The sequence below is a fragment of the Mycobacterium sp. SMC-4 genome, assembly GCF_025263265.1.
Classification (GTDB): Bacteria; Actinomycetota; Actinomycetes; order Mycobacteriales; family Mycobacteriaceae; genus Mycobacterium.
Map to the genome: position 1 here is coordinate 2,323,277 of NZ_CP079869.1, position 25,296 is coordinate 2,348,572.

Annotated in this window: 26 protein-coding genes; 10 read left to right on the forward strand and 16 right to left on the reverse strand. The window is 64.4% G+C overall.

Going from position 1 to position 25,296, the window contains the following annotated elements:
• Positions 1–16: 16 nt before the first annotated feature.
• Positions 17–424 carry a Zn-ribbon domain-containing OB-fold protein gene (locus KXD98_RS11305; RefSeq protein ID WP_260764425.1) on the reverse strand — a complete coding sequence of 136 codons (408 nt, stop codon included), beginning with the start codon at positions 422–424 and terminating at the stop codon, positions 17–19.
• On the reverse strand, positions 421–1,569 hold the full coding sequence (locus KXD98_RS11310; RefSeq protein WP_260764426.1) for an acetyl-CoA acetyltransferase: 1,149 nt from the start codon (positions 1,567–1,569) through the stop codon (positions 421–423). The genes KXD98_RS11305 and KXD98_RS11310 overlap by 4 nt, the downstream gene beginning before the upstream one ends.
• A 77-nt stretch (positions 1,570–1,646) precedes the next feature.
• On the opposite strand from KXD98_RS11310, the gene KXD98_RS11315 reads away from it, so the two are divergent.
• From KXD98_RS11315 to KXD98_RS11330, 4 genes are read left to right on the forward strand one after another with little or no spacing between them, the layout of a single operon-like run.
• Positions 1,647–2,423 carry an HpcH/HpaI aldolase/citrate lyase family protein gene (locus KXD98_RS11315; RefSeq protein WP_260764427.1) on the forward strand — a complete coding sequence of 259 codons (777 nt, stop codon included), beginning with the start codon at positions 1,647–1,649 and terminating at the stop codon, positions 2,421–2,423.
• Positions 2,424–2,478: 55 nt separating this feature from the next.
• Positions 2,479–3,594: a TauD/TfdA family dioxygenase gene (locus KXD98_RS11320; RefSeq protein ID WP_260764428.1), complete on the forward strand. Its 1,116-nt coding sequence runs from the start codon at positions 2,479–2,481 to the stop codon at positions 3,592–3,594.
• On the forward strand, positions 3,591–4,670 hold the full coding sequence (locus KXD98_RS11325) for a hydroxyacid dehydrogenase (RefSeq protein WP_260764429.1): 1,080 nt from the start codon (positions 3,591–3,593) through the stop codon (positions 4,668–4,670). Before KXD98_RS11320 ends, KXD98_RS11325 begins: the two co-directional genes overlap by 4 nt.
• A gap of 4 nt (positions 4,671–4,674) precedes the next feature.
• Complete coding sequence (locus KXD98_RS11330) at positions 4,675–5,499, forward strand: enoyl-CoA hydratase/isomerase family protein (RefSeq protein WP_260764430.1); 825 nt, start codon at positions 4,675–4,677, stop codon at positions 5,497–5,499.
• A gap of 15 nt (positions 5,500–5,514) precedes the next feature.
• Here the strand turns inward: KXD98_RS11330 and KXD98_RS11335 are convergent, their stop codons facing one another.
• Positions 5,515–6,681: an acyl-CoA dehydrogenase family protein gene (locus KXD98_RS11335; RefSeq protein WP_260764431.1), complete on the reverse strand. Its 1,167-nt coding sequence runs from the start codon at positions 6,679–6,681 to the stop codon at positions 5,515–5,517.
• Between the two features lie 111 nt (positions 6,682–6,792).
• Here KXD98_RS11335 and KXD98_RS11340 point away from each other — a divergent pair, with 111 nt between their 5' ends.
• Entirely contained in the window at positions 6,793–7,806 is a 1,014-nt protein-coding gene (locus KXD98_RS11340) for an acyl-CoA dehydrogenase family protein (protein ID WP_260764432.1), read from the forward strand.
• On the opposite strand, the gene KXD98_RS11345 is transcribed toward KXD98_RS11340, so the two are convergent.
• The 3 genes from KXD98_RS11345 to KXD98_RS11355 are packed head-to-tail and all read right to left on the reverse strand — an operon-like array spanning position 7,785 to position 10,392.
• On the reverse strand, positions 7,785–8,198 hold the full coding sequence (locus KXD98_RS11345; protein ID WP_260765136.1) for a PaaI family thioesterase: 414 nt from the start codon (positions 8,196–8,198) through the stop codon (positions 7,785–7,787). The two genes, KXD98_RS11340 and KXD98_RS11345, sit on opposite strands and share 22 nt — an antisense overlap.
• Before the next feature lie 38 nt (positions 8,199–8,236).
• Positions 8,237–9,145, reverse strand: coding sequence for an enoyl-CoA hydratase (locus tag KXD98_RS11350; protein WP_260764433.1), 909 nt, complete (start codon positions 9,143–9,145; stop codon positions 8,237–8,239).
• 59 nt (positions 9,146–9,204) lie between these two features.
• A complete protein-coding gene (locus KXD98_RS11355; RefSeq protein ID WP_260764434.1) occupies positions 9,205–10,392 on the reverse strand; it encodes an amidohydrolase family protein in 1,188 nt (395 codons plus the stop codon).
• A gap of 176 nt (positions 10,393–10,568) precedes the next feature.
• On the opposite strand from KXD98_RS11355, the gene KXD98_RS11360 reads away from it, so the two are divergent.
• Together KXD98_RS11360 and KXD98_RS11365 are read left to right on the forward strand one after the other, a co-directional pair.
• Positions 10,569–11,348 (forward strand): TetR/AcrR family transcriptional regulator, encoded by a 780-nt coding sequence (locus tag KXD98_RS11360; protein WP_260764435.1) that lies wholly within the window; start codon positions 10,569–10,571, stop codon positions 11,346–11,348.
• Between the two features lie 57 nt (positions 11,349–11,405).
• Positions 11,406–12,977 (forward strand): acyl-CoA synthetase, encoded by a 1,572-nt coding sequence (locus KXD98_RS11365; protein WP_260764436.1) that lies wholly within the window; start codon positions 11,406–11,408, stop codon positions 12,975–12,977.
• Here the strand turns inward: KXD98_RS11365 and KXD98_RS11370 are convergent.
• Positions 12,934–13,560: a cysteine hydrolase gene (locus tag KXD98_RS11370; RefSeq protein WP_260764437.1), complete on the reverse strand. Its 627-nt coding sequence runs from the start codon at positions 13,558–13,560 to the stop codon at positions 12,934–12,936. The genes KXD98_RS11365 and KXD98_RS11370 overlap by 44 nt on opposite strands.
• Before the next feature lie 116 nt (positions 13,561–13,676).
• On the opposite strand from KXD98_RS11370, the gene KXD98_RS11375 reads away from it, so the two are divergent.
• The 3 genes from KXD98_RS11375 (at position 13,677) to KXD98_RS11385 (ending at position 16,410) form a co-directional block, all read left to right on the forward strand.
• A complete protein-coding gene (locus tag KXD98_RS11375; RefSeq protein ID WP_260764438.1) occupies positions 13,677–14,465 on the forward strand; it encodes a TetR/AcrR family transcriptional regulator in 789 nt (262 codons plus the stop codon).
• A gap of 206 nt (positions 14,466–14,671) precedes the next feature.
• Positions 14,672–15,757 carry a dihydrodipicolinate reductase gene (locus KXD98_RS11380; RefSeq protein WP_260765137.1) on the forward strand — a complete coding sequence of 362 codons (1,086 nt, stop codon included), beginning with the start codon at positions 14,672–14,674 and terminating at the stop codon, positions 15,755–15,757.
• Between the two features lie 44 nt (positions 15,758–15,801).
• Positions 15,802–16,410 carry a nitroreductase family protein gene (locus tag KXD98_RS11385; RefSeq protein ID WP_260765138.1) on the forward strand — a complete coding sequence of 203 codons (609 nt, stop codon included), beginning with the start codon at positions 15,802–15,804 and terminating at the stop codon, positions 16,408–16,410.
• Between the two features lie 10 nt (positions 16,411–16,420).
• Here the strand turns inward: KXD98_RS11385 and KXD98_RS11390 are convergent, their stop codons facing one another.
• From KXD98_RS11390 to KXD98_RS11430, 9 genes are all read right to left on the reverse strand, one after another.
• Positions 16,421–17,527 carry a sulfate/molybdate ABC transporter ATP-binding protein gene (locus tag KXD98_RS11390; protein WP_260764439.1) on the reverse strand — a complete coding sequence of 369 codons (1,107 nt, stop codon included), beginning with the start codon at positions 17,525–17,527 and terminating at the stop codon, positions 16,421–16,423.
• On the reverse strand, positions 17,524–18,333 hold the full coding sequence (locus KXD98_RS11395) for an ABC transporter permease (protein WP_260764440.1): 810 nt from the start codon (positions 18,331–18,333) through the stop codon (positions 17,524–17,526). The genes KXD98_RS11390 and KXD98_RS11395 overlap by 4 nt, the downstream gene beginning before the upstream one ends.
• Positions 18,330–19,043 carry a molybdate ABC transporter substrate-binding protein gene (gene modA / locus KXD98_RS11400; RefSeq protein ID WP_260765139.1) on the reverse strand — a complete coding sequence of 238 codons (714 nt, stop codon included), beginning with the start codon at positions 19,041–19,043 and terminating at the stop codon, positions 18,330–18,332. The genes KXD98_RS11395 and modA overlap by 4 nt, the downstream gene beginning before the upstream one ends.
• Before the next feature lie 41 nt (positions 19,044–19,084).
• Positions 19,085–19,492: a molybdopterin-binding protein gene (locus KXD98_RS11405; RefSeq protein WP_260764441.1), complete on the reverse strand. Its 408-nt coding sequence runs from the start codon at positions 19,490–19,492 to the stop codon at positions 19,085–19,087.
• A gap of 66 nt (positions 19,493–19,558) precedes the next feature.
• Positions 19,559–20,824, reverse strand: coding sequence for a DUF4032 domain-containing protein (locus KXD98_RS11410; RefSeq protein ID WP_260764442.1), 1,266 nt, complete (start codon positions 20,822–20,824; stop codon positions 19,559–19,561).
• A gap of 10 nt (positions 20,825–20,834) precedes the next feature.
• Positions 20,835–22,043 carry an ABC transporter ATP-binding protein gene (locus KXD98_RS11415; RefSeq protein WP_260764443.1) on the reverse strand — a complete coding sequence of 403 codons (1,209 nt, stop codon included), beginning with the start codon at positions 22,041–22,043 and terminating at the stop codon, positions 20,835–20,837.
• A gap of 3 nt (positions 22,044–22,046) precedes the next feature.
• Positions 22,047–22,874: a carbohydrate ABC transporter permease gene (locus KXD98_RS11420; protein ID WP_260764444.1), complete on the reverse strand. Its 828-nt coding sequence runs from the start codon at positions 22,872–22,874 to the stop codon at positions 22,047–22,049.
• Positions 22,871–23,803, reverse strand: coding sequence for a carbohydrate ABC transporter permease (locus KXD98_RS11425; protein ID WP_260764445.1), 933 nt, complete (start codon positions 23,801–23,803; stop codon positions 22,871–22,873). The genes KXD98_RS11420 and KXD98_RS11425 overlap by 4 nt, the downstream gene beginning before the upstream one ends.
• Entirely contained in the window at positions 23,800–25,110 is a 1,311-nt protein-coding gene (locus tag KXD98_RS11430; RefSeq protein WP_260764446.1) for an extracellular solute-binding protein, read from the reverse strand. The genes KXD98_RS11425 and KXD98_RS11430 overlap by 4 nt, the downstream gene beginning before the upstream one ends.
• Positions 25,111–25,296: the final 186 nt, after the last annotated feature.

Genomic DNA, 25,296 nt, shown 5'->3' on the forward strand with positions numbered 1-25,296 from the left:
ACCAGCAGCGGGCGACTCAGCGGGCAGCGGGCTCGAAGACCGGGATCACGAACCCGTCCTCCTCAGCCTCTCGGAAAGCGATGTCGAGTTCCATTCCCGCACGCAGGTTGTCCGGACTGCAGTTCTGGATGGCAGTCATCACCCGGGGTCCTTCGGCCAGGTCCACCATCGCGACGACGTAGGGGACCCGGTCGGCGAACGGTGCGGCGTTCTGGTGCACGACGCTCCACGTATAAAGCCACGCCCGGCCACTGGCCTGACGAAGCGAGACATCCTCGCTCCAGCAGACAGGACAGAACGGTCGGGCGTACAAAGACTTTGCGCCGCAGGAGCCGCATTCGTTGACGTACAGCGCGCGGTCCTGGATCGCCGCCCACCAGTCCTGGCTGTCAATGTCGGTCGTCGGCCGGTCTGGGGCAGTCATGAGTCCCTCCCGAGGATCATCGTCGCGCTGTGGGTGAAGAAGCCACCCATCGCGTGGACACACGCCAGCCGGGCCTCTGGCACCTGCCGCTGCTCGCACTCGCCGCGCAGCTGACGGACCGCCTCGACCATCAAGAACATGCCCCGCATTCCGGGGTGGCACGAGGCGAGGCCGCCGCCGTCGGTGTTGGTCGGCAACGCGCCACCGGGACGCAGCGCTCCGGACTCGATGAATTTCCCACCTTCACCTTTGGCACAGAAACCCAGATCCTCGACGGTGAGCAGCACAGTGGCGGTGAACGAATCGTAGAGCTGGCACACATCGATGTCAGCAGGATGCACTCCCGCTTCGGCGAAGGCCCGGGGTCCGGAGATCGCGGCAGCCGACGTGGTGAAGTCACCCCACTCGCTCATGCTGACGTGTGAGGTGGCGTCGGCGGCACCCAGGATCCAAACGGGTTCTTTGGCGCAGTCCCGGGCCACCCGTTCGCTGGCCAGAACGACGGCCCCGCCCCCGTCTGTGCGCAGACACACGTGCTTGGTCGTGAACGGATCGGCAACCATCGGTGCGGCCGCGACATCGGCGACGGTCAGGCGATCCCGGTCGAAGGCGTTCTCGTTCAACGCAGCCCATTCATGAGCGGCCACGGCAACCTCGGCGAGCTGGTCGACTGTGGTGCCGTACTCGATCATGTGGCGCCGCGCCGCCATGGCGTACTTGGCGATCAGCGTGGCACCGTAGGGCGCTTCGTACTGCATCGCACCACCGGTGCTCAACGCGGCGACAGAACCACGCTGCCGACGCTTGACGTCCGAGCGCGCGGTGGAACCATAGGTGAGCAGGGCAACATCGATCTCACCGTTGGAGATCGCCGCTGCGGCGTGCCGCGCCATCACCTCCCATGACGAGCCGCCGGTGTTGGTCGCGTCAACCCAGACCGGCCGTATCCCCAGGTATTCGCTGACCTCCACCGGAGGCAGCAGCGTGCCGTGACCGCCGAAGCCTTCGATGTCGTCCTTGGTGAGTCCGGCATCGGCGACGGCGCGCCGGGATGCCTGCGCCATCAGGGCCATGGCGGTCTTGTCGGGCACTCTGCCGCAGTCCGACAGTCCGGCCCCCACGATCGCAACACGGCTCCCTGGCATACCTCATGTTAAACACACCGATAACGACGTTTACCAATAGATGGAATGAGTGTTCTCGGTCGACTAGCGTGGAGCCCATGCAGGCATCCTTGCGGGACTCGTTGCGTGGTGACGAGATGGTGCTGTGCCTGGCGCTACTGAACTCGCGGACACCGGATGTGCCTGCTATCGCTGCGGCCTGCGGATATGACGCTGTCTACGTCGACCTGGAGCACACCGCGACATCACTGGAGACAGCCGGGATGCTGTGTTCGAGCGCGCTGGGTGCCGGCATTGCCGGATTGGTGCGGGTGCCTTCCCAGGATCCCGGTTTCATCGCCCGGGCGCTGGATGTCGGCGCCAGCGGAGTCATTGTGCCCCATGTGGATTCAGTTGACGAGGCGCGCGCTGTGGTTGCCGCCGCCAGGTTTCCTCCGGCAGGCCGGCGATCGATATCGGGGCCGAACGCACTGAGTGGATACGCGCAGCGTCCACCCGATGAGCTGACGGCGGTTCTAGACAGTCGCACGGTCGTCGCCGTGATGGTCGAATCCACGGCGGCAGTGGCCGACATCGACGCCATTGCCGCAGTCGTGGGAGTGGATATGGTCTTGGTCGGTCCGAGCGACCTGACTGCCGAGATGGGCATTCACGGCGACTACGAGAATGAACATTTCCATAATGCGGTAAAGTGCATTGCAGCGGCCTGTCGAAACCACGGCGTGGCGCTCGGAGTGGCCGGGATCAAATCCCTTGACCTGCTGAAAGGCTTCGTGGACCTCGGTTTGCGATTCATCTCGGCCGGTACTGACATAGGGATGATGTCCGAAGCGGCCACGATGCGCGCACAAGCGCTTCGTGCCCTCGGCGGGTGACGTCGCCGATGACCATGAGAAGAAACTGAAACCGTGCCAACACACAGGAGGACGGATGCCCACCGCGATCTTCACCGAACAAGTCACCGACTCGATGGCGTGGACCGGCGCCGACTTCACCAGCAAGGAGGACTTCTGTTTCGATCTGTCCTCCCGCAACGTCGCAGCGCTGGAGTCGATCCTGGCCAGGACGGCCGACAAGGACCGCGATGACATCACCGCCGACGACGTGCATCATCCCGATCTCGACGACGATCTCGCTCGGTTGTATCAGGACCTGATGTTCGGCAAGGGCCTGGCCTGTGTGCGCGGTTTTCCGGTCGAGCAGCACTCGATCGAGGACCTGGAGCGGATCTACTGGGCGTTCTGCTGGCATCTCGGCTACCCGGTGTCCAACAACTCGTTCGGTCACCGCCTGGTGCGGGTGCAGGAGGAGATCCTGCCCAACGGAGTTCAGCCCGCCCGCGGCACCAAGTCCAGCGCGGAACTCGCGATGCACAATGACGCGGCCGACATCCTTTCGCTGCTGTGCGTGTACCCGGCGTTGAGCGGTGGCGAGAGCCAGTTCGCCAGTGGTCCGGCAGCACACAATCGCATCCTCGCCGAGCGTCCCGATCTGCTTGATGTGCTCTACCAGGGGTTCCCGCACCACCGGCGCAGCGAACAGCCCGACGACCAGCCCGACGTGACACCCTACGACGTGCCCGTCTTCTCCCAGGTCGACGGCCGGATCTGCATCAACTTCACCTACAGCAGCATCCTGCCGGCGATGAAGACCCTCGGTCGTGAATTCACGCCCAAGCAGGACGAGGCCATCGAGTTCCTCCGCAACATCCTGGTCGAGCAGCAGGTTGAGTTCCGACTTGAGTCGGGGGAAGCTGCGGTCGCCAACAACTTCGCGATGTGCCACTCGCGGTCGGATTTCGTCAGCAGCAACGACCCGAAGAAGGCACGCTGCTTCCTGCGCGCATGGATGGAAGTGCCGCGCCAGGACCGGCGCCTGCCCCTCGGTCGTGAGTACTTCCACATGGAAAACAAGGATCTGCGCCTGGGTTATGACGTCGTCGAGGGCCGGGACGGCGCGATCGCCCGCAACGATTACAAGAACGTCGACGCCACTTTGGCCGAGATGTTCAAGGCCGCGCAGGCCAAGCCCAAGCCGAAGTCGTGAGCGCGGCGCGACGTCCCCGCCTGGTCTTCGAACGCTGGACCGATCCAGTTGCCGGTGACGTGCTTGAACTGGCCGATGTCGACGTGGTCAAGCTCGACCTCACGGCACCGGCAGAACAGGGCTGGGCGGCGCTGGAATCGGCGCACGGATACCAGGTGGCGACCCGGACCGATGTCGCGGGCTGCGACGACGGCACGCAGTGGTTGGCCGACGCAGCCCTGGTGCGGCGCTGTGAGAACTTGTTGGCGGTGTGTTCGGCCGGAGCGGGATACGACGTCATCGACGTCGATGCGTGCACCCGGGCCGGAATAGCGGTGTGCAACAACTCGGGTCCGGGCGCCGAAGCGGTGGCCGAGCACGCGCTGGGCTTCATGCTGGACCTGGCCAAGAAAATCACGGTGGCCGACCGGACGCTGCGCGCCGGACCTATCGGTGACCGGTTGACGCTACGGGGCAGTCAACTACACGGAAAGACCCTCGGGGTGGTCGGGCTCGGCGCCATCGGCGGCAGGCTCGTCGAACTCTGCGCACCTTTCGACATGGAGGTGCTGGTCTTCGACCCCTACCTCGACGACATCACGGCGCAGGTGCGCGGCGTGGAGTCGGTGTCACTGACACAATTGCTGCAGCGGTCCGATTTCGTCCAGGTGACCTGTCCGCTCACCAGTGAGACCGAGGGGTTGATCGGCCAGGCAGAATTCGCCGCGATGAAGCCAACTGCCTTTTTCATCACCACCGCGCGCGGGCCCGTACACGATGAACGGGCGCTGCTGGATGCACTTGTCAGTGGCAGCATCGCCGGCGCCGGGTTGGACGTCTTCCATGAAGAACCGCCCCGGCAGGACAACCCGCTGCTGCAACTGGGCAACGTGGTTGCCACACCGCATACCGCGGGCATCACCGTCGAAGCAGCGCGCGACATTGCCATCGCCACCGCAGACCAGTGGCAGACCATCTTCGATGGGCGGATGCCGCCGCGGTTGCTCAATCCCGATGTGTGGCCGCGCTACTGCGAACGTTTCGAGAGCATCCTGGGCATGCGGCCGACCGCGGTGGCTACGGGTAGAGGAGCCTGAGCACGTGACAACCTTCGACACCATCGACTTCGAGGTCCGCCAGCATACCGCGTGCGTGACATTGAATCGTCCCGAGGTCCTCAACGCGATCAACGATGAAATGATCGCGGAGCTGGCCGAGGTTTATGCTGAAATTGAACGCTCGCAGCAGATTTGGACCGTGATCATCACCGGAGCAGGTCGCGCGCTGTGTGTCGGAGCCGACGTGAACAAGGCCGCCGATCACGATATGGAAAATGCGGCCGGCATCGACAACCAGGGTGAGCCGATACTGAGCTCGATGCGGCAGTGGGATGCGCCCCAAGAGGCCACGCCGCCGTGGCTGCAGATGACCAAGCCGATCATCTGCGCGGTCAACGGCATCGCCTGCGGCGCCGGGATGGACCTGGTCACCACCGCTGATATCACCATCGCGTCGGAGCGCGCGACACTGATGGATCCGCACGTCAGCATCGGGGTGACCTCGGGCCGCGAGGCCGTTCGGCTGGCCCGGATCCTGCCGTTGCCGGTGGCCATGCGTCTGGTGCTGATGGGCAAACATGAGCGTCTGGATGCGCAACGTTGCTATGACCTGGGTGTCTTCACCGAGGTGGTACCGCACGACACGCTGATGGAGCGTGCGTGGCAGGTCGCTGAGGTGATCAACTCCAATGCGCCACTGGCTGTCCGGGGTTCGCGGATGGCGGTGCGCAAGGGTCTCACCCTGCCCATCTACGAAGCCGAGCTGCTCGCCGAGAATTACCGGATGAAGGTCGCGCTGACCAAGGACGCCATCGAAGGGCCACGAGCATTCCTGGAGAAGCGCACACCGGACTGGCAGGCGCTGTAGCCGCGGCCCCCCGGGCTATCCCCGGGGCAGGCCCAGACCGCGCTGCGCGATGATCGTGCGCTGTACCTCGCTGGTTCCGGCGTAGATCGTGGTGCCCAGCGCGAACCGCATCGTGTGGTCGAAGCGTCCTCGTTCCGGCGCGGTCGGCTCCAGGTAGCTACGCAGCGCGTCGGGGCCCACCAATTCGACGATGTCCTGGCTGGCGCGCTCGAGCGCCTCGGTGCTGTAGACCTTCGACATGGGACCTTCGGCGACGGGCACTCGTCCTTGCTCAACCATCCAGACGCAACGCCGCTGCAACAGCTTTGACACCTCGTGTTCCATTGCGACCCGCGAGATGCGTCGCCGCACCTCGGGATCTTCGATGCGGGGTCTGCCGTCGGGGGCTGTCGACGTGGTCGTCGCCCACCGTTCGGCGTGGTGCAGTAGGCGACCCAGGTGCGGTCCCCACCCAGAGGCGTGCTCGTCCTGCAGCGACAGCCCGAGCACCTGCCAGCCGCCGTCGACCTCACCGATGCGCCACTGGTCACCGATGCGCACGTCGCTGTAGAAGGTGATGTTGGTCCGTTCACCGGACAGTGTCCATACGGCCTGGGCCTCGAAGCCTTTGGTCGCGCAGGGAACCAGAAACATCGTCAGGCCCTTGTGCTTGGGTTTGTCCACATTGGTGCGGGCCAGCAGGAAGATGTAGTCGGCGATATGGCCGTTGGTGGTGAACATCTTCGAACCATTGATGACCCACTCGTCGCCGTCGCGGACAGCCCTGGTGGCGGCTGCGGCGACGTCGGATCCGCATTCGGGCTCGGTGAATCCCAAGGCGATGGTGATGTCACCGCGCAACGCGCCGGCCAGGATTCGCTCTTTGAGCTCCGGCGTGCCGATCTCGCGGATGATCGATGCGACCATGCGGCTGGTCTCGGAGAGATAGACAGGTGCGTCGAAGCGCATCATCTGCTCTTTGAGTACCTGGGCGTCCCATTCGTTGCGGCTCTGTCCGCCGAAGTCCTCCGGCCAGTTCGGGGCAAAGTAATGCTTTTCGACGAGGCCTCTGGCGAAGTCGTCATCGTGCGCGACACCGCTGCGGTAGATCTGCTCCTCGAGATCTGGCGTCAACGCTTGCGTGAGGTGAGCCGCGACCTCCTCGCCGTAGGCCTGGGTAGCGGGGTCGAGCTGGAAATGCATGGCGTGTCCCGATCTGTGCAGGGGTGGCTTGGCGCAATATCGCACGGGTCCTCGATAATGATAATCTCAATTCTGAGAATAATCATATCCGCTTGCGACGGGACGGAAGTCGTGGACCTGAGCCTTTCCGACGAGCAGAAACAGCTTGTCGAGTCGTTTGCCGCGCTCTACGCGCGGGAATCATCTTCGGAACGTGTGCGCGCCGCCGAACCTTTGGGATTTGACCCTGAGCTGTGGCGGGCATTGCGCGACACCGGCGTCATCGAGATGGCTGTGGCCGAAGCCGACGGTGGTTGGGGTGCCACGGTCGCAGACCTCGCGCTGATGGCCGAACAGTTCGGGCGTTCGGTGGCATCGGCACCGGTCATCGAGACTCAGGTAGCAGCGCGCGCGCTCGCGGCCTCGGGTGCCACCGAGTTGCTGAGTTCCGCGTTGGCAGGTGAGCGCCTCGTCACATTCGCGCCGCGCACCGGCGCCGGCGCGGCACTGCCGATGGTTCCCGCGGCCGCAGTCGCCGATACGGTCGTCGCGTTCGTCGACCAGAGGCTGGTTGCGGTTCCAGTCGTCGGAGGGGTACGACAGGTGGCCAACCTGGGATCGTTACCGCTGGCCGACCTGACCATCGGGGCTGACGCCGTCGTTCTCGGCGAGGGCGAGCAAGCCGAACGATACTATTGCGACGCCCTTGATCTGTGGCTCACGCTGACCGCGTCAGCTCTCGCCGGTGCGGCCGCCAAAGCTGTCGAGATAGCCGTGGAATACGCCAAACAGCGCCATGCGTTCGGAACCCCGATTGGTGCTTTTCAGGCGGTGTCGCATCCGCTGGCCGACAGTGCGACCGCTGCCGACGGGGCGCGCCTGCTTGCCCTGGAGGCTGCGTGCGCATTCGACGACGAACCGGACCGGGTCACCGAACTCGCCGCGATGGCATTCGCTTTCGCCTACGAGACCGCCCGGGACGCGACGCGTCGCAGCCTGCACATCCACGGCGGTTACGGGTTTGGGATGGAGGGCGACATTCAGCTGTATTACCGACGAGTTCGCGGATGGGCATTGGTCTTCGGTGAATCCAACGTCGCCCTCGACCGCGTTGCCGATGCTCGTTATGGAGCCGTCACGGCCTGATCGCCGCGTGGCAGCAATATCGCAAAGCTCAGTGTTGCGCGGGCGGCCAGGCGGTCACCGCCCACGTCGAAGACGTCCACGGCCACCACGACGGCGCGGCGGCCCTTTCTGACCAGTGACGCCACCGCGCGCGCCGGACCCTTGAGAATCGGCGCCAGGTAGTGGATGGTCATGTCCGCGGTGCCGACGCCGGCACCGAGATCGGCTACGGCAAGTGCGAGCCGGCCCGCCGCGATGTCGATCAGTGTCGCGACCAGGCCACCCTGTAGTGCTCCGCGGACATTGGCCAGGTCCGGCCGGTTGTGCAGGTCGACGATGACGGTTTCCGGGGTCTCGATGACATCGTAGAACGGCAGGTCCCCGAACAGATGTCCCGGGATTGTGACCGGCATACGCTGCGGCTCGGGAAGATCGAGCGACTCTGCGCCTGTCACGATTGTGCTCGGACCTGGTCCTTCACTGCCAGTACCACCGGAGGCGCGTCGCGCCAGTCCGGAACGCCGTTCTCCGGGCCTGCCGTCGGGCGGCCATCCTCGCGCACCTGCGCCCAGTGTGCGTGGTTGAGCTGATGCAATGTGAAACACGCCTGCAGAGACGTATAGAAGCCCATGTTGTCTTGGGTCTGGTTGACCGATTCCTTGATCAACAACGCCGCCATGGTGGGTACCTCGGCGATTCTGCGCGCCATTTCCAGTGTGCGGTCTGCCAACTCATCGCGGCCGAACACCTTGCTGACCATCCCGAGTCGGTGCGCCTCGTGGATGTCGATGGCGTCGCCGGTCAACATCAGTTCCTTGGCCTTGCGAGGTCCGAATTCCCACGGATGCCCGAAATACTCCATGCCACACATGCCCAGTCGGGTGCCGACCACGTCGGCGAACCGGACGTCGTCGCTACCCACGATGAGGTCGCATGCCCACATCAACATCAGTCCCGCCGAGAACACATCGCCGTGCACCTGGGCAATGGTGATCTTGCGCAGATTGCGCCACCGCAAGGTGTTTTGAAAGAAGTAGTGCCATTCTTGCAAGAAGCACTTCTCCGCACCTTCGCGGCTTCCTCCGTTGATCAACGTGGTGGGGTGCTGGTCGGGGCCCGGCATGTACTCTTTGATCGCCTGCTTGGATCCGATGTCGTGGCCGGACGAGAACATCTTGCCTTCGCCGGCAAGGATGACCACGCGGACTCTGTCATCGGCCTCCGCGGCGCCGAAGGCTTCGTCGAGTTCGACCAGCATGCCGCGATTCTGTGCGTTGCGCTGATCTGGTCGATTCAACGAGATGCGCACGATGCGGCCGTCGTCAAATGTCTGCCACTTCAGGAACCGGTAGTCGGTCATGTCTTTCCTCTCGGCCGCCGGCCAGTCTGCGTTGTCGCGAGTTTGAGCCGCGATCGGGTTCAGCTCAGGCCGAAGAAGTTCTTGGCGTTGGTGGACAGCACTTTCCGCTTGGTTTCTTCATCGAGGCCTTCGGTGGCCTTGTTGGCCACGTCGGTGCTGTGCGGCCAGTTGGTGTCATTGTGTGGGTAATCGGTCTCGAACATCAATTGGTCCTCGCCGACGAGGTCGAGGATGCGGAAAGCAACCGGATCACCGAAGGTGGAGAACCAGATGCGGCCCGGCACCTGGGTGCTGGGCGGCTCGGTGAGCAGCGGGTGGATGCCGCCCCAGGCCCGCCGGTCTTCCCAGACTTCGTCGACGCGCTGCAGGTAGTAGGGGATCCATCCGGCCTGTGCTTCGGCGAACGCAATCTTGAGCTTGGGGAACTGCTTGAGCTTGGCAGAGAACAGCCAGTCCACCAGGGCAATGGTGCAGTTGACCGCCATCAGTGCGCTGGTCACCACATGGGGGGAGTCTGGGGACGATTTGGTCAGTGACGAGCTCGATCCGATGTGCAGCATGATGCCCACATCATGGCGTTCGCAGGCGGCAAAGAACGGGTCCCAGTAGCCGCTGTGAATCGACGGCAGGTCCAGGCGGGCGGGAAGCTCGGAGAAGCACACGGCGGGCATGCCTTTGGCCGCTACTCGTTCCACTTCCCGGGCGGCGAGCTCGACATCCCAGAGCGGAATGATGCCCAGCGGGATCAATCGGCCGTTGGAACTGCCACCCCACTCGTCGATCTGGAAGTCGTTGTAGGCCTGAACGCAGAGCAAGGCGAGGTCCTTGTCTTTGCCGTAGAGGAATCGCTGGCCGCAGAACCGCACCAGGGTGTTGGGGAAACACGCGGAGGCTTCGATACCGGCGATGTCCATGTCTGCGAGCCGGTCGGCCGGGCGGTAGCAGCCCGGCCGCATCTCCTCGTAGGTGATCGGGTCGGTGGTCAGTTCGTCGATCTCGTAACCGGCGGCTGCGCTGATCAGCGGGATCGGGATGATCGAGTCCTCGTAGTGCCAGATGTCGGCGTCGCGACCGTTCTCGTCATCGACGAACGCGACGTCGGAGGTCACGGTGGGGTCCATCCGACCGCGGTGGCGGACGATGTGCGGCCCTACGTCGCGGTAGCGCTGCGGCAGGCGACTGGTCCACAAATCCGCTGGCTCCACGAGATGGTCGTCCGGAGAAACGATCAGAATGTCTGTGCTCAACGCTGCACCCCTTCGACGACGGCCTTCGAGCTCGGTGACCGACACGGTGATTTACACAATCGAGAATGATTGTTTCCAGGGTACCGCATCGGGGGCTCCCAACGCCTGATGGCTACGGTTTTGGTGTTCGGGTAGACCATCCATCGTCAACGAGATCACGTATTCTCATCCGCATTATGGTGGTCAAACGCAGAGCTGACAGCGACAGCGACGGCGCGCTCGAGACGATTGAGCCTGCCGCGGGGGAGGTGCCTGCCCCTTGGCAACAGCGCACCATCGAGCGACGGCTGAGCTCGGCGCGAGCACGTGCGCTTGCGCGCAGCTCACGTTTTCTCGGTGCAGCTTTGGAGCTCGTCGAGGAATCCGGTCGGGCCGACTTCACCATCCAAACCTTGATCGACAGGTCGAATCTCAGCCTGCGCGCGTTCTACCAGCACTTCGCCGGCAAGGACGAACTGCTCTTGGCGTTGTTCGAGAACGTCACCAGCCAGTTCATCGAGAGCATCCGCCAGGAGGTGGCCGCCGCAGATGGGCCGATGGGACAGCTGGAGGCGTTCTGCCGAGGATTCCTGTCCCGGGCCGAATCCTCCGAAGCGATCGGCGGGCGGGTGATGACGATCTACCACCTCGGCCTGGAGATCGAGCGGCCCGAGTACTTCGCCAAGATCTGGGAACCGCACCAGAAGTTGCTGACCAAGATACTCACTGCTTGTGCGCGGGAGGGGTTGGTCCGGACTGACCTGTCGCCGGGTCAGCTGACCACTCTGTTGAACTCGACGCTGACTGCGCTCGCCCAGATCGGGGTGTTCTCGCTGGGTGCCAAAGGCGTCAATCTGAGCGAGGACCAGCTCTGGGCCTGGTGTCGACAGGCGGTGGCGCCACCGGCCGAAGGGTCGAAGGCCACTCAGTCCAGATCCGTATCCCGGCCGCCATCGGCGAGGCGGATCACCCCGTAGTTCAAACACATTGCATCGGCCTAGGCCGTCATCGACCGGGAGAACAGGGGCGGGCTCGTGGATCTTGGTGACCATGTGACAGCGGAGAACGCCGCTTTGATCCTGTATCCGTCCGGAAAGAGCGTCTCGTTCCGGACCTTGCATGAGAATGCCAACAGGCTTGCGCACTATCTGCGTCGGGCCGGTGTCGTGGCCGGTGACACCATCGCGATTCTCATGCAGAACAACGAGCACATTCACCCGGCGATGTGGGCGGCACGCCGGTGCGGAGCGTACTTCACCCTGGTCAACATCCACTTGACCGGCTCCGAAGCCGCCTATGTCGTCGACGATTGCCGAGCCAAGGCGGTCATCGGTTCAGGCGCGTTGCGTGATCTGTGTGCGCAGATGACCAGCCATCTGCGCAGTGGGCTCCCTGCGATCGCGCTGCTCGCCGATGGCGACCTGGATGGCTGGCGGCGGTACCCGGACTGCGTGGCAGCGGAGCCCACCGAGTTCACGCCCGATGACTTCGAGGGCCAGCTGCTGCAGTACTCAGCCGGCAGTACCGGACGTCCCAAGGGGATTCGCCGACCACTTGCGCTCGGAGACAGCGGTCGCCCGACGTTGCCCACGCCGGTGTTCGGAGCGCTCGGAGTGCAAGCTGACTCGGTTTACCTCAGCCCCGCACCGACCTATCACACGGCGCCCGCGATGTGGACGATGTCAGCCCAGGCAATCGGTGCTACGACGGTGATGATGGAGCGTTTCGAAGCCCGGCACGCCCTGGAATGCATCCAGCGCCATCGGGTCACCCACGCCCAGTTCGTGCCGACCATGTTCGTGCGCATGCTGAGGCTCCCCGATGCGGTGAAGAACAGCTTCGACCTGTCCAGTCTGCAGCGGGTGATCCACGCCGCCGCGCCGTGTCCCCCCACCATCAAGCAGCAGATGATCGAATGGTGGGGACCGATCATCGACGAGTATTACGGGTCCTCGGAAGGAGCGGGGATCTCACTGATCCGTGCCGAGGAATGGCTCGAGCATCCAGGTTCGGTGGGAAGACCGATTCTCGGTAGACCCCACATCCTCTCTGACGACGGCACCGAGTTACCGCCGGGCGAGGTCGGTGACATCTACTTCGAGGGCGGCTATCCGTTCGAGTATCTCAATGACGTCGAAAAGACCGCAGCCGCACGCTCGGTGCAGGGCTGGGTGACCGTCGGCGATGTGGGCTACCTCGACGACGACGGATATCTGTATCTCACCGACCGGCGACACAACATGATCATCTCCGGTGGCGTGAACATCTATCCGCAGGAGATCGAGAACGTCTTGGTCAGCCATCCACTGGTGGCCGACGTCGCGGTCTTCGGGGTGCCCGACGAGGATCTCGGGCAGGTGGTGATGGCGGCCGTCGAACTCACCGACGGTGTTTTGGCCGACGACGCGATCTCAGCCGAACTGTTGGCTTGGACCGCGGATCGGCTCGCGCGGCACAAGCGCCCGCGACGGCTGGCCTTCGAGGCGCGCCTGCCTCGCACCGACGCCGGCAAACTGTACAAGTCCGAGCTCATCGACAGATATTCACGGCAGGCCGAAACGATCAGCGCCCGGCCCACGTTGCGAGCACGTCGCGGGTCGTCGTGACGGTGGCCAGCAGCGCCAAGGTGTTGTCGATCACCGACTCGGCGTAGTCGCGTGGGTACCCGGCCACCGCATCGCGGGGCAGCACGAACTGATAACTGCGGTTGACGGCGTCCATGACGAAGTTCGTGATCGCGATGTTAACCGAAACGCCAACCCCCACAATAGTGTTGATGCCGATGTTACGCAGGACGGCGTCGAGGTCGGTGCCGGTCATCGGCCCCACCCCGTGGGTACGGGTCAGCACCAGATCTGATGGGTCGCCGCCGAGCTCTGGGAGAACCGACGCTCCCTGGCTACCGGGCGTCAGATCAACGGGCATGGACTTGCCCGCTGCGAACAGCCTGGCGTTAGTGTTCGAACCGCGTCCGTCGGCGCGGCGCTGGATCAGACAGTGCACCACGGTGATGCCGGCGGCCCGTGCCGCGGTGACAAGAGACGCGATGTTGGGGATCGCCTCTCGGCGCGCTTCATCGGCGAGCAACGGCAACCCGGCTTGTTCACCGATCACACCACCTTGGCACTCCTGTGTGACAAGGGCGGTGGTGGCGGGCACCAGAAGCTCACTGAGGCTGGGCGAGGGCATAGCGACCCACGCTATCGTGCGCGGTTGCGGTGATCCAGAGGTTCGGGTAGTAGATCCAACATGCTCGTGTAGGTAGTCCCGGTTCTTCCCTCCGAATCGCGTATTCTCGGATCATCATGAAGAAGAAGAGCGACGCGCCCGCCGGCTCCGGCGAGGAACTCGAGATTGTCGACGCCGAGTTGGAGATGCCCGGTACCTGGCAGCAGCGCACCATCGAGCGTCGGCTCAGCGCGGCGAGAGCACGGGCTCTCGCGCGCAGCTCCCGGTTCCTGGCCACTGCACTGGAATTGATCGAGGAATCGGGACGCGCCGACTTCACCATCCAGAACCTCATCGACCGGTCCAACCTGAGCCTGCGTGCCTTCTATCAGCACTTCGCCGGCAAGGAAGAATTGCTGTTGGCGCTCTATGAGAACGTCACCAGCCAGTTCACCGAGAGTATCCGACACGAGGTCGCCGCGGCCGAGGGCCCGATGGAACAACTCGAAGCCTTCTGTCGAGGCTTCCTGTCGCGCGCCGAGTCCTCCGAGACGGTCGGCGGCCGGGTCATGACGATCTACAACCTCAGCCTGGAGATCGAGCGACCGGCCGATTTCGCGAAGATTTGGGAACCACATCAGAAGCTGTTGACGAAGATCCTCACCTCATGCTCACGCGCCGGATTGGTGCGCAAGGATCTCACTCCGGCTCAGCTGACCACGCTCCTGAACTCGACGCTGACTGCGCTTGCCCAGATCGGGGTTTTCCATCTGGGGGCCAAGGGTGCGGAGTTGACCGAGGATCAGTTGTGGGCTTGGTGCAAACAGGCGGTCAGCCCGCCCGTCGAGGTCAAGCCCAGAGCCGCGGCGAAAACCGCCGCGCCACGGTCGACATCGACCCGCCGGGCCAAAAAGATGACGGGTTAGCTGGTGACGTCGTAGTTCCCGACGGCTGTCGGAAACGTGACTCTCCTCAAATGAGAGGATATATTCTCAGGGGCCGATGAAAGGACCCCGCCGCATGCACTCCGCAGCCCTGGAAACCTGGGACGCCGTCAACCACCGTGACCAACCCCCAAACGTCTACACCCGCAAGACGGCGGTGCCCAGTGGTCGATGATCCCCAGCACCGCGTGATCCTCTGGGGTCCGGGACAGGTCGGAGTCGGCGCACTGCGGGCCGTCATCGCGCATCCCGGTCTCGAACTCGCTGGCGTCATCGTGCACTCCGAAACCAAGGACGGAAAAGACGCCGGTGAGCTGTGCGGGATGCCGCACACCGGTGTGATCGCCACCCGAGACGTCGACGCGGCGCTGGCCGTCGACGCCGACGTCGTCGCGTTCTTCGCTTCCGGGGACTATCGCTATCACGAGGCTGCAGTGGATGTCGCGCGTTGTCTGCGTGCCGGCAAGAACGTGGTTTGCACGTCACTGGTCCCGTTGTGTTATCCGCCGGCCGCAGACACCGAGACCGTCAGGCTGCTTGAGGATGCATGCCGGGCGGGAGGCACCAGCCTGTTCAACAGCGGTGTGGACCCGGGCTGGGCCAACGATGTCATCCCGTTGGTCATGTCGGGCTTCAGCAGCTGGGTCGACACCGTCACGACACAGGAGATCCTCGACTACGGCGGCATCAACCAGCCCGAGATCATGTTCGATTTCATGGGCTTCGGACATCCGCCCGACCACCCCGCACCCCTGCTGGACCGACAGCGCCTGGCCGCTCTGTGGGCGCCGGTGGTCCACCTGGTAGCCGACGGTCTGGGACTGCCCCTGGATCGGGTCGATACCGATATCGAACCGTGGCTGGCGACCGAACGCTACGAGGTGGCGTCGGGTTGGGTCGAGAAGGGCACGATGGGAGCAATGCGGTTCCGGCTGGCCGGAGTCGTCGACGGCGAAGAGCGCGTCATCCTCGAGCACTTCACCCGGATGGGGGAGCAGTCCGCGCCGGACTGGCCCCGCCACCCTTCGCCGCACGGCGGCTACCGGGTCATCGTCGAGGGCATGCCGACCTACACGGTGGACATCGAGATGCACGGCCGCGGAAGCAATCTGCGGGGGTTGACCTATGCGACCGTCATGCGCGAGCTGAACGCCATTCCGGCCGTGGTGGCCGCGGAGCCCGGTCTGCTGTCCACACTCGATCTACCGGTGATCACCGGCCCGATGCGGGGCGGGCGATGGCAGGGAGTGCTGCCGCGGTCGGTGGACGCGTGAGCAAGGGAACGGTTCCGCCGGTCTCGGATGACCTGTGGACCGTTATGAGCTCGGCTACCGCGGTGCGTCGCTATCGTGACGAACCGGTCCCCGACGAGGTGCTGCACAGGTGTCTTCAAGCGGCGACGTGGGCGCCCTCGGGCGGCAACCAGCAGCCGTGGAGATTCATCGTGCTCAACGCACCGGAACTGCGCTGCGTGATCACCTCGGCGGCGCACCGGACCTGGGAGGTGATGAAGGATTTCTACCGGCTGTCCGACCCTGCCGAGACCGACGATGATCCGAAATCGCGCACCATACGAACGATGGCAGAGCATATGCGAATCGGCGGCCACGCACCGGCGATGGTGCTGTTCTGTGTCCAACCGCAGCGCGGGACAACCGAACTCCAACAGGGCGGTTCGATCTTTCCGGCAGTACAGAACTTCCTGCTGGCGGCGCGCGCGCAGGGCCTGGGTGCGGCCATCACACTCTGGCAGGATTCCTGCGACGCCCAACTGCGCGAGCTGGTCGGCATACCGGAGGACTGGAAGATCGCGACACTGCTGACCCTCGGATGGCCCCGTGGTGGGCACCGCGCCGTGCGGCGGAAGCCCTTGAGCGAGGTGGCTGCGCTGGACCAGTGGGACCGTCCCTGGCTGGCGTCGCCTTGACACTGGGCCGTCAGACCGGCCAAGAGTCCGACCCCGGCTGATACGGGTCGGTGCGGTGCAGCTCGACCTCTTGGGATTTCACCGCGAAGTAGACCGCCTTACCCGGCTGCAGGTCGAGATCAGCAGCGGCTGCGGGCGTGATGTCGGCCGCCAGCCCGGTGCCACCGTCGGGTTGTTCCTCGCCGCGGATCCGTACCACCGATCCGTGGACATCCATCTCGGCGATCGTGACGGCGAAGACATTGCGCGGGCTGCCGTGCGGTAGATCGAGATGAACCGCCACCGCGCTCGGCCGAAACAAAGCCACTGCCGGCGCCCCGGTCTCGACATCTCCGGTTCCGCTGAGGGCGGCACCCCTGGCCGTCCTGATCACCCCCGGCCCGCTCACCGTGCCCGGTATCAGATTCACCCCGGCCATCCGCGCGGCGAAATCGCTACGCGGGACCGTCAAAACCCTTCGTACCGAGCCACTCTCGACAACATTGCCGCCGTCTATGACGATCGCCGTATCTGCGATGGCCAGTGCATCGACGAGATCATGGGTGACCAGAACCGTAGTGCGGCGGCCATCGCGTAAGACCGTGCGCAACAACCGCCGCAACGGCGGTGCCACAGACACATCGAGCGCGGCCAGCGGTTCGTCGAGCAGCAGCACCCTCGGTTCGGTGGCCAGAGCGCGGGCGAGGGCGACCCGTTGGGCCTGTCCGCCGGAGAGCTGTGCCGGTCGGCGGTGGGCCAGGTCGGCGGCGTCGACGGCCTCGAGCCAGCGTCGGGCCGTTGCGCGCGCGGTCGCTCGTGACTGTCGGGCGCATCGCGGTCCGTAGGCGACGTTGGAGAGCACATTCATATGCGGGAACAACAGCGGCCGCTGGGACAGCATCGCCACACCGCGAGCATGAACCGGAACGAACGTGGCCGTTTCGGTGTCGGTGAGTACCTCCGAACCCAGCGTCACACGGCCCAAGTCCGGACGAACCAACCCCGAAATCACCTGCAACAAAGTGGACTTGCCGGCCCCGTTGGGGCCGAGCACGGCAAGCACCTCACCGTCGTCGAGCGTTACGTCCACGTCGAGGCCGCGGTCTGCCACCTGTGCCCGCACCTGCAGACCGCTCACAACGCACCTCGTAACCGCCGGCCGCCGGCAGCGATCACCACAATCACCGCGACCGCGATGAGCAGGACCGACAGCGCCACCGCGGCGTCGGGATCGGTCTCGCGCTGCAGGTAGATCTCCAGCGGCAGTGTCCGGGTGACGCCCTGCAGGGAGCCGGCGAACGTCAGCGTCGCACCGAATTCGCCGAGCGAGCGCGCGAAGGCCAGCACGGCCCCGGAGACCAGCCCAGGTAACACCAGCGGCAGCGTCACCGTTCGCAGGACAGTCGTCGGGCGAGCCCCGAGGGTGGCAGCAATCTGCTCATAGTGGGATCCGGCAGAGCGCAGCGCACCCTCGAGGCTGACCACCAGGAACGGTAGTGAGACGAAGGACTGCGCGAGCACCACCGCGGCCGTCGTGAAGGCGATCGAGATGCCGAGCAATTCCAGTTCGCGCCCGAGTAGTCCCTGCCGGCCGAACGTGTACAGTAGCGCGATGCCGCCGACGACAGGAGGCAGCACCAGGGGCAGCAAGATCAGCGGGCGTAGCGCGGCAACGACACGGAATCGACTGTGCGCCAGTACCAGCGCCATCGGCACGCCCAGCACGACGCATATCGCAGTGCTTGCCGAGGCGGTCTTGAGGCTCAGCAGCAACGCAGCCCTCGAGGATTCCGAGGTGACCAGCGGGACGAACTGCGGCCAATCGATCCGCGACATGATCGCCAGCAGCGGCAGGATGACGAACAGCGCTGCTGCGGCGGCAGGGAGGTAAATCCATGCCGGCAGTCCCACCGGGGCGGGTCCGATTGCCCGGCGCACGATCATGGAACTGCGAAACCTGCTGCGCTCAAGACGCTTCGACCATCCGCACCGGTGACGACGTCGAGGAACTTCTCCGCACCGGCGCCGTTGGACGCTTGAGTCAGTACGGCGATGGGATAGGTGTTGATTCCGGTGCTGGATTCGGGGAACGGAACTTCGGTGACCCTGTCACCGGCCGAATGCGCATCGGTGACGTACACCAGGCCGGCGTCTGCCTGCCCCGACGTGACTTTGCCCAGGACGTCGGTGACGGCGGACTCCTCGCTGACCGGGGTGAGCGTGACGCCAGTGGCCTGCTCGATTCTCTCGGTAGCCGACCCGCAGGGGACCTGGGGCGCGCACACGACCACCCGTGTCCCTGGCTGGGCAAGATCGGCAAATCCACTGATGCGCTTCGGGTTTCCTGGTGAGGTGATGATGGTCAGGGTGTTGGTCGCGAAGTCGACGGGGGTGCCGGCCACCAGGCCGGCGTCGACGGCCTTCTGCATGTTCCTGGTGTCTGCAGCGGCGAAGACATCGGCACGGGCGCCTTGGGTGAGCTGGGCGACCAGGTCAGAGGATCCGCCGAAGTTGAATATCACCGTCGTTCCCGGACTGCGATTCTCGAATTGCCTACCCAGCTCGGTGAAGGTCGCTGTGAGCGACGCTGCGGCGAACACCGTCACCGTGTCGCTCTGAGGATCGTCGGGTGATGCACACCCGGCCGAGGTCATCGTGGCGAGCGCGATCCCTACGCACAATCGCGAAGTCGATCTCACGAAGCACCCTGCGCTGTCTCAACGATCACCGTCGTTGCCTTGACAACAGCCACGGCGATGACGCCGGGCTGCAGACCGAGCGCGCTGACCGACTCAGTGCTCATCAGAGACACCACCGTGAAGGGCCCGCACTGAAGCTGGACCTCGCTCATCACGGTGTCCGCCGTGACCTTCGTGACAAGGCCGACGAAGCGGTTGCGCGCCGAGCTACCGACACCGAGGGGATCTGGGGGTGCCGCGGCGTGCTCGCGCGCGAAGTGTGCCAACACATCGCCGGCGATGACCTTTCGGCCCGACTCGTCCTTGGCAGCCGCCAGCGTGCCACTGTCGATCCACCGGCGCACGGTGTCGTCACTGACCCCCAAGAGCAATGCCGCGTCTCTGATTCTGATCGCCGGAACCATGACCCTCCGTATACTCCGCAAGTACGGACTGAAAAGGGTAGCTTATCCGCAAAAGCGGAGATAGAGCTACTCGTCGTCCTCGCTGAGGACAGCGAACGGTTCGGTTGGGATCTCCACCACCAGCAGTTGAGCGGCCGATTCATCAGGAACGGATTTGCGGGTCAGCGCTTGCAGCGCGCGCTCCGTGCCGACGTCGTGTCCCTCCTGTTCGGACAGTAACCACCGCACCTCGAGCAGATCGCAATATGCCTGGATCGGTGATCCCGTGCGACCGACCGCCTCGTGGGCGCGGTGCATCATCGGTGTCGCGACCTCGATCATCCACAGCTGAGCCGCTGTGCGCAGGTCGACGTCGTAACCCGCTTCGCGAGAGAGCTGGCCGCGATAGGCATGCAGATCACCCAACAGGATGCGCGCCTGACCCTCACCGACGTCGAGCCCGGCCAGCCGCCGCAACTCGGTGGCGTGGTAACGGCGGTCGCCCACCGCAACATGGAGACGCAATTCGTCGGTGCCCGAGGAGACCGGCTGTAGCGACACCTCGTCGACGGCGAAACCGAGATCGTTGAGCTTGCGGATGGTTCCCTCCACCCGGTAGCGGTCGGAGAACCCGAACGTCGGTTTGGCGTGCAGCAGCTCCCAGAGCTGTTCGTAACGTTCGCGCAGTCCGAGTGCTTCTTGGATGAAGGCCGGCGACAGTTCTTCCCTGTCGAGACTGGCCGCCACATCCATCAGCCCAGCCGCCACGTTCTCCACGGTGATGTCGATGTCCTGAAGCCGTTGGCCTTCCGACAAGCTGGGATGGACTTCGCTGGTCTCTGCGTCGACCAGGAACGCCTGCAGCACTTGACCGTCGCGAACGAACAGGGTGTTGGCCAGCGAACAGTCGCCCCAGAACACGCCGTGCCGGTGCAGCTCCACCAGCAGCGTGGCCATCGCGTCAAAGAGCCGGGCGCGATGCTTGGGAGCGTCGGGTGGTAGCCGCATGAACAACCGCCGGTACTGCCAGGACGAGTCGAGGTAGCGGGTCAGCAGGATCGCCGTGTCGAACTCGCGCTGGATGACCACCCCGGCCGGCCGCACCGCGTTGAGCCCGATCGCCTCCAGGCGACTGAGCACGTCATACTCGCGGGCGGCGATGCGGGCTGGAAGCTCCTTGAGTGCCCACAGCGCTTCGTCGGACTCGACGAACTTGACCAGGTGTCGGCTCGGCCCTACCGGCAGATCGCGCACCGCGACGTCTGGTTCGGCCCACTCGGCCAACGGCCGCTCCCACGGCAGTGCCACCAGCCCGGGGTGTGGGGCCCGCAGCCGCAGCTCGGGAGCGGCCATCGCCGTACGTTCAGCCGGTCGTGGCGGCGTGACGTCCGCGCGATTCGGCAACCCGCGTCAGGTTCTCACCTGTCTGCGGGTCGAAGAGGTGCAGACGCTCGGCGTCGAGCCACAGCGTCGCGGTGTCGCCGGCGCTGATCCTGCTCATCGGATCCAGTTCGACGACGATCTGGGTGCGCAGCTGTTCGCTGTCGAGATCCTTGGCAAGTTGGTCGAGTTGAGCGGAGATGTCGGCCGAGGCTTCGAAGGGCACAAAAGCGTACTGTTCGTTGCCCAGCCACTCGGTGACATCGACGGTAACGTCGAACGTGACGCCGCGGTCTCTCTTTGCGGCGTCGACGAATTCAGCGTCTTCGAAGGCGCCGGGCCGAATTCCGGCGATGTAGACCGCCCCGTCCTTGCCCTCGCCGAGAGCTGCGCGCCACTCGTCGCGAAGCGGAATGGTGGCAAAGGGCAACTCGACCCGATCGCCGGTGACCCGCGCCGGAACGAAGTTCATCGGAGGTGACCCGATGAATCCCGCGACGAACAGGTTGACGGGTTGGTCGTAGAGTTCCCGCGGGCTCGCAACTTGTTGCAAAATGCCCTTTTTCAGGACGGCAACCCGATCTCCGAGGGTCATCGCCTCGGTCTGGTCATGGGTGACGTAGACGGTGGTGACCCCCAGCTTGCGCTGCAGCCGCAGGATCTCGGTGCGCATCTGGCCGCGCAGCTTGGCGTCGAGGTTCGACAGTGGCTCGTCGAACAGGAATGCGTCGGCCTCGCGGACGATGGCGCGGCCCATCGCAACTCGTTGACGTTGTCCGCCGGACAGGTTGGCCGGTTTACGGTCCAGATGTTCCCCGAGCTCCAGGGTGTTGGCCGCATCGCTGACGCGCTTGCGGATCTCCTCGTCGGAGAGCTTGCCCGCCAACCGCAACGGGAACGCGATGTTCTCGAATACCGACAAATGTGGGTACAGCGCGTAATTCTGGAACACCATCGACAGGTTGCGGTCCCGGGGAGCCTTGTCGTTGACCCGCTTGTCACCGATCAACATGTCACCCGATGTGATGTCCTCCAGTCCGACGATCATCCGCAGCAACGTCGACTTTCCGCACCCTGACGGGCCGACCAGGATCATGAACTCGCCGTCGGCGATGTCGAGACTGACGTCGTTGACGGCCGGGAAGCCGTCTCCGTACTTCTTGACGATGTTGCGCATCGTGATTGCTGCCATGGGTTATCCCTTCACTGCTCCAGAGGTCAGACCGGCGACGATGCGCCGTTGGAAGATGAGAACCAGGATGACGACGGGGATCGTCACGATCACCGACGCCGCCATGATGTATGGCACCGGCGATTCGAAATATGACGCACCCTGGAAGAACGCCAGCGCCGCGGGCACCGTGCGGGCACTGTCGGTCGAGGTCAGCGAGATCGCGAACAAGAAGTCATTCCAGCAGAAGAAGAAGGTCAAGATCGCGGTGGTGAACACGCCCGGCGCGGCGAGCGGAATGATCACCTTGCGGAACGCCTGCCACTGGGTGGCGCCGTCCACCTGTGCGGCATGCTCCATCTCCCAGGGGATCTGACGGAAGAACGCCGACATCGTCCAGATCGACAGAGGCAGCGCGAACGTCAGATACGGGATGATCAGGCCCAGCCAAGTGTCGTAGATCCCCAGACCTCGCCACATGTCGAACAGCGGTCCGACCAGAGCGGCCTGCGGGAACATCGCGATTCCCAACGCCAACGACAACAGCAGCTTTTTGCCCGGAAAGTCCAGGCGGGCAATCGCATAAGCGGCAAACATCGCGATGATCACCGAGATGACGGTCGCTATGACCGCGATTCCGATCGAGTTGATCAATGCCCGGGTGAACAACGGCTGACTGAAGATCTGCGCGAAGTTGTCCAGGGTGAATGTGCTCGGCAGGAACTGCGGGTTACCGGAGACGATGTCTGACGGGGGCTTGAAGGCCAGACTGATCATCCACAGCATCGGTACGAAGCTGTAGATGACGATGACGATGCCGGCGATCGTCCACCACTTCGTGTTCTTGGTCACTGGTCACCCCTGACTTGCGAGAGGTCGGTCTTGAAGACCTTGATGAAGATCCACGCGATCACCACCACGGTGAGGAACAACAACACCGAGACCGCAGAACCCATACCGAGATTGACCAGTGTGACGTTCTGCCGGTAGGCCAGGAACGAGATCGTCTCGGTGTTGTTGGCGCCGGCGGTCATCACGTACGGGTTGTCGAAGATGCGCCATGCGTCCAGGGTGCGGAACAGCAGCGCCACCATGATCGCCGCCTTCATGTTCGGTAGCGTGATCTTCCACAAGCGTTGCCACGCAGTGGCTCCGTCGACCTTGGCCGCTTCCTGCATGTCCTCGGGAACCTGAACCAACCCGGCCAACAGCAGCAGGGAGATGAACGGCGTGGTCTTCCAGATCTCGGACAGGCAGATCACGAAGATCGCCGACCAGCGATCGCCGAACCAGTCGAAGTCGGTGAGGTTGAGCCACTGATTGACGAAACCGGAGTCGATGGCGAAGGCGTAGCGCCAGATGAACGCCGACACGACGGTCACGATGCCGTAGGGGATGAGGATGGCCGTTCGCAACGGCCCGCGCCCCCGCACAATACGAAGCATCACGAACGCGAACCAGAACCCGAGGACGAGTTCGATCGCGACCGTGACGACGGTGATTGTCAGGGTGGTGACGAAGTCGTTCCACCAGACCGGGTCGGTCAAGATGACCCCGTAGTTGCTCAACCCGACGAAGCTGCGCCCCTCGGGATCGGTGAGGCGGTAGTTGTACAGACTCAGCACCAACGCGTAGCCGAGCGGGTAGGCGGTGACCAACAGCATCACCACATACGAGGGCAAGGTCAGATACAGGCCGAGGCGCCGTTCTCCTCTGGCCCGCTCAGTGAGAGCGGACTTGCCCGGGTCCTCCTGCAGCGGCGGGGTTTGCAGTGTGGTCACAGCAGCCGCCTCCCCGACAGCACATCAGCCATGAACTCATCTGTCCTTTCCGGGGTTTCGGCGTTGACCGACGCCGGCGGATGCCAGGTCTGCTGCACCGCGCCCGAGATGTCGGTATAGAACGGTGACAACGGCCGGGGCCCGCCTTCGGCGATGGACTCCCGGATCAGGTCGGCGTTCTCGTAGTCGGCTCGTAACGTCGGGTCGTCGTAGGACGCCGCGTACGGCGAGGGTTCACCTTCGTCGAGCATGTACTGGGTGGCCTTGGGCAGGTCGTTGACACACTCGACGAACGCGACAGCCTCCTCCGGATGCTCGGTGAAGGCCCCGACACCGAGGTTGGCGCCGCCCAACGGCGGGGCGCTCGGGCGGTCCGGGTCCACCCTCGGGTAGCGCGCCCATCCGATGTCGTCGACAACCTCCTGGGGCAGGGTGCCCGCCTCGGCGGCGCTGCGCGCGGCGGCCAGGACGTAGGGCCAGTTGACCATGAACATGCCCTGCCCGGACTGGAAGTTGGCACGTGCCTGCTCCTCGGAGGCATTCGACATGTCGGTGGGCGCGGCGCTGGAGCGCGCCAGTGTGCCGACGATCTCGGCTGCCTTGTCACCGGCTGGGCTCGCCATCGAGGGCCTGGCATCGCGGCCGGCTTCCACGTCCTGCAGCATCTCGCCGCCGCCTGAGAGCATCAGGGCGTTGATCAACACCGTGTATCCCTCGTAGCGCTGTGCCTGTACGGCGACCTTCTTGTTCTGCGCCACAGCGGCTTTGATCATCTCGTCCCAGGTGAAGGTGGGGCTGGCCGGGTCCACGCCGGCAGCTGCGGCGTGCGACTTGCGGTACCACAACAACTGGGTGTTGGACTTGTAGGGCACCCCGTAGAGCTGGTTGTCCCACATTCCGGTCTCGACCGGTGCAGGCAACATCCCCGCAGTCAGGCGCTGGTTCTCCTCGGCGGTGTAGGGCCGCAGAAAGCCGGCGTTGGCGAACTCGGCGGTGAAGACCACGTCCAGGCTGACCACGTCGATCGAGGAATCCCCGGCCGCCAGCCGCCGCACCATCTGTTCCCGCTGGGCTGTCGCGGTGCTCGGCAGCGCTTCGATGCGTACCTGATAAGCGCTGTCAGAGGCGTCCGCGCATTCCTGGGCACGGGCGGCCGAGCCACCGTTGTCGGGGAGGATGTACCACGTCAGCGTCGGAGGGCCCCCCTGGCCGCCGCATCCGGACAACAACGTCGCTGCGAGCAGAGGTGCACTCGCCAGCGCGATTGCGCGACGCCTTCGCCCGTGGGCGAGCTGGTTTCGTCTCATCACGTCCTCGTCTATGAAATTCATCCTCGTTATGAACTTGTATCTCCGATGAGGGCTACGAGCAGCACATTCGGCACCCGAAGAGTGTGTCACACCTCACAGGTTCGGTGGGGCAGCAGTGCCGACCGACACGTTGCGCATCCAGCCCCGCCCGCACCGGAGGCCGCAGACGACGCGATCACCGCT

Bases quoted from the DNA above. Each gene is read 5' to 3' on its own strand.
- KXD98_RS11305 (WP_260764425.1), bottom strand. From the start codon at position 424: ATGACTGCCCCAGACCGGCCGACGACCGACATTGACAGCCAGGACTGG.
- KXD98_RS11310 (WP_260764426.1), bottom strand. From the start codon at position 1,569: ATGCCAGGGAGCCGTGTTGCGATCGTGGGGGCCGGACTGTCGGACTGC.
- KXD98_RS11315 (WP_260764427.1), top strand. From the start codon at position 1,647: ATGCAGGCATCCTTGCGGGACTCGTTGCGTGGTGACGAGATGGTGCTG.
- KXD98_RS11320 (WP_260764428.1), top strand. From the start codon at position 2,479: ATGCCCACCGCGATCTTCACCGAACAAGTCACCGACTCGATGGCGTGG.
- KXD98_RS11335 (WP_260764431.1), bottom strand. From the start codon at position 6,681: ATGCATTTCCAGCTCGACCCCGCTACCCAGGCCTACGGCGAGGAGGTC.
- KXD98_RS11345 (WP_260765136.1), bottom strand. From the start codon at position 8,198: ATGCCGGTCACAATCCCGGGACATCTGTTCGGGGACCTGCCGTTCTAC.
- KXD98_RS11350 (WP_260764433.1), bottom strand. From the start codon at position 9,145: ATGACCGACTACCGGTTCCTGAAGTGGCAGACATTTGACGACGGCCGC.
- KXD98_RS11360 (WP_260764435.1), top strand. From the start codon at position 10,569: ATGGTGGTCAAACGCAGAGCTGACAGCGACAGCGACGGCGCGCTCGAG.
- KXD98_RS11370 (WP_260764437.1), bottom strand. From the start codon at position 13,560: ATGCCCTCGCCCAGCCTCAGTGAGCTTCTGGTGCCCGCCACCACCGCC.
- KXD98_RS11375 (WP_260764438.1), top strand. From the start codon at position 13,677: ATGAAGAAGAAGAGCGACGCGCCCGCCGGCTCCGGCGAGGAACTCGAG.
- KXD98_RS11385 (WP_260765138.1), top strand. From the start codon at position 15,802: ATGAGCTCGGCTACCGCGGTGCGTCGCTATCGTGACGAACCGGTCCCC.
- KXD98_RS11395 (WP_260764440.1), bottom strand. From the start codon at position 18,333: ATGATCGTGCGCCGGGCAATCGGACCCGCCCCGGTGGGACTGCCGGCA.
- modA (WP_260765139.1), bottom strand. From the start codon at position 19,043: ATGACCTCGGCCGGGTGTGCATCACCCGACGATCCTCAGAGCGACACG.
- KXD98_RS11405 (WP_260764441.1), bottom strand. From the start codon at position 19,492: ATGGTTCCGGCGATCAGAATCAGAGACGCGGCATTGCTCTTGGGGGTC.
- KXD98_RS11410 (WP_260764442.1), bottom strand. From the start codon at position 20,824: ATGGCCGCTCCCGAGCTGCGGCTGCGGGCCCCACACCCCGGGCTGGTG.
- KXD98_RS11415 (WP_260764443.1), bottom strand. From the start codon at position 22,043: ATGGCAGCAATCACGATGCGCAACATCGTCAAGAAGTACGGAGACGGC.
- KXD98_RS11430 (WP_260764446.1), bottom strand. From the start codon at position 25,110: ATGAGACGAAACCAGCTCGCCCACGGGCGAAGGCGTCGCGCAATCGCG.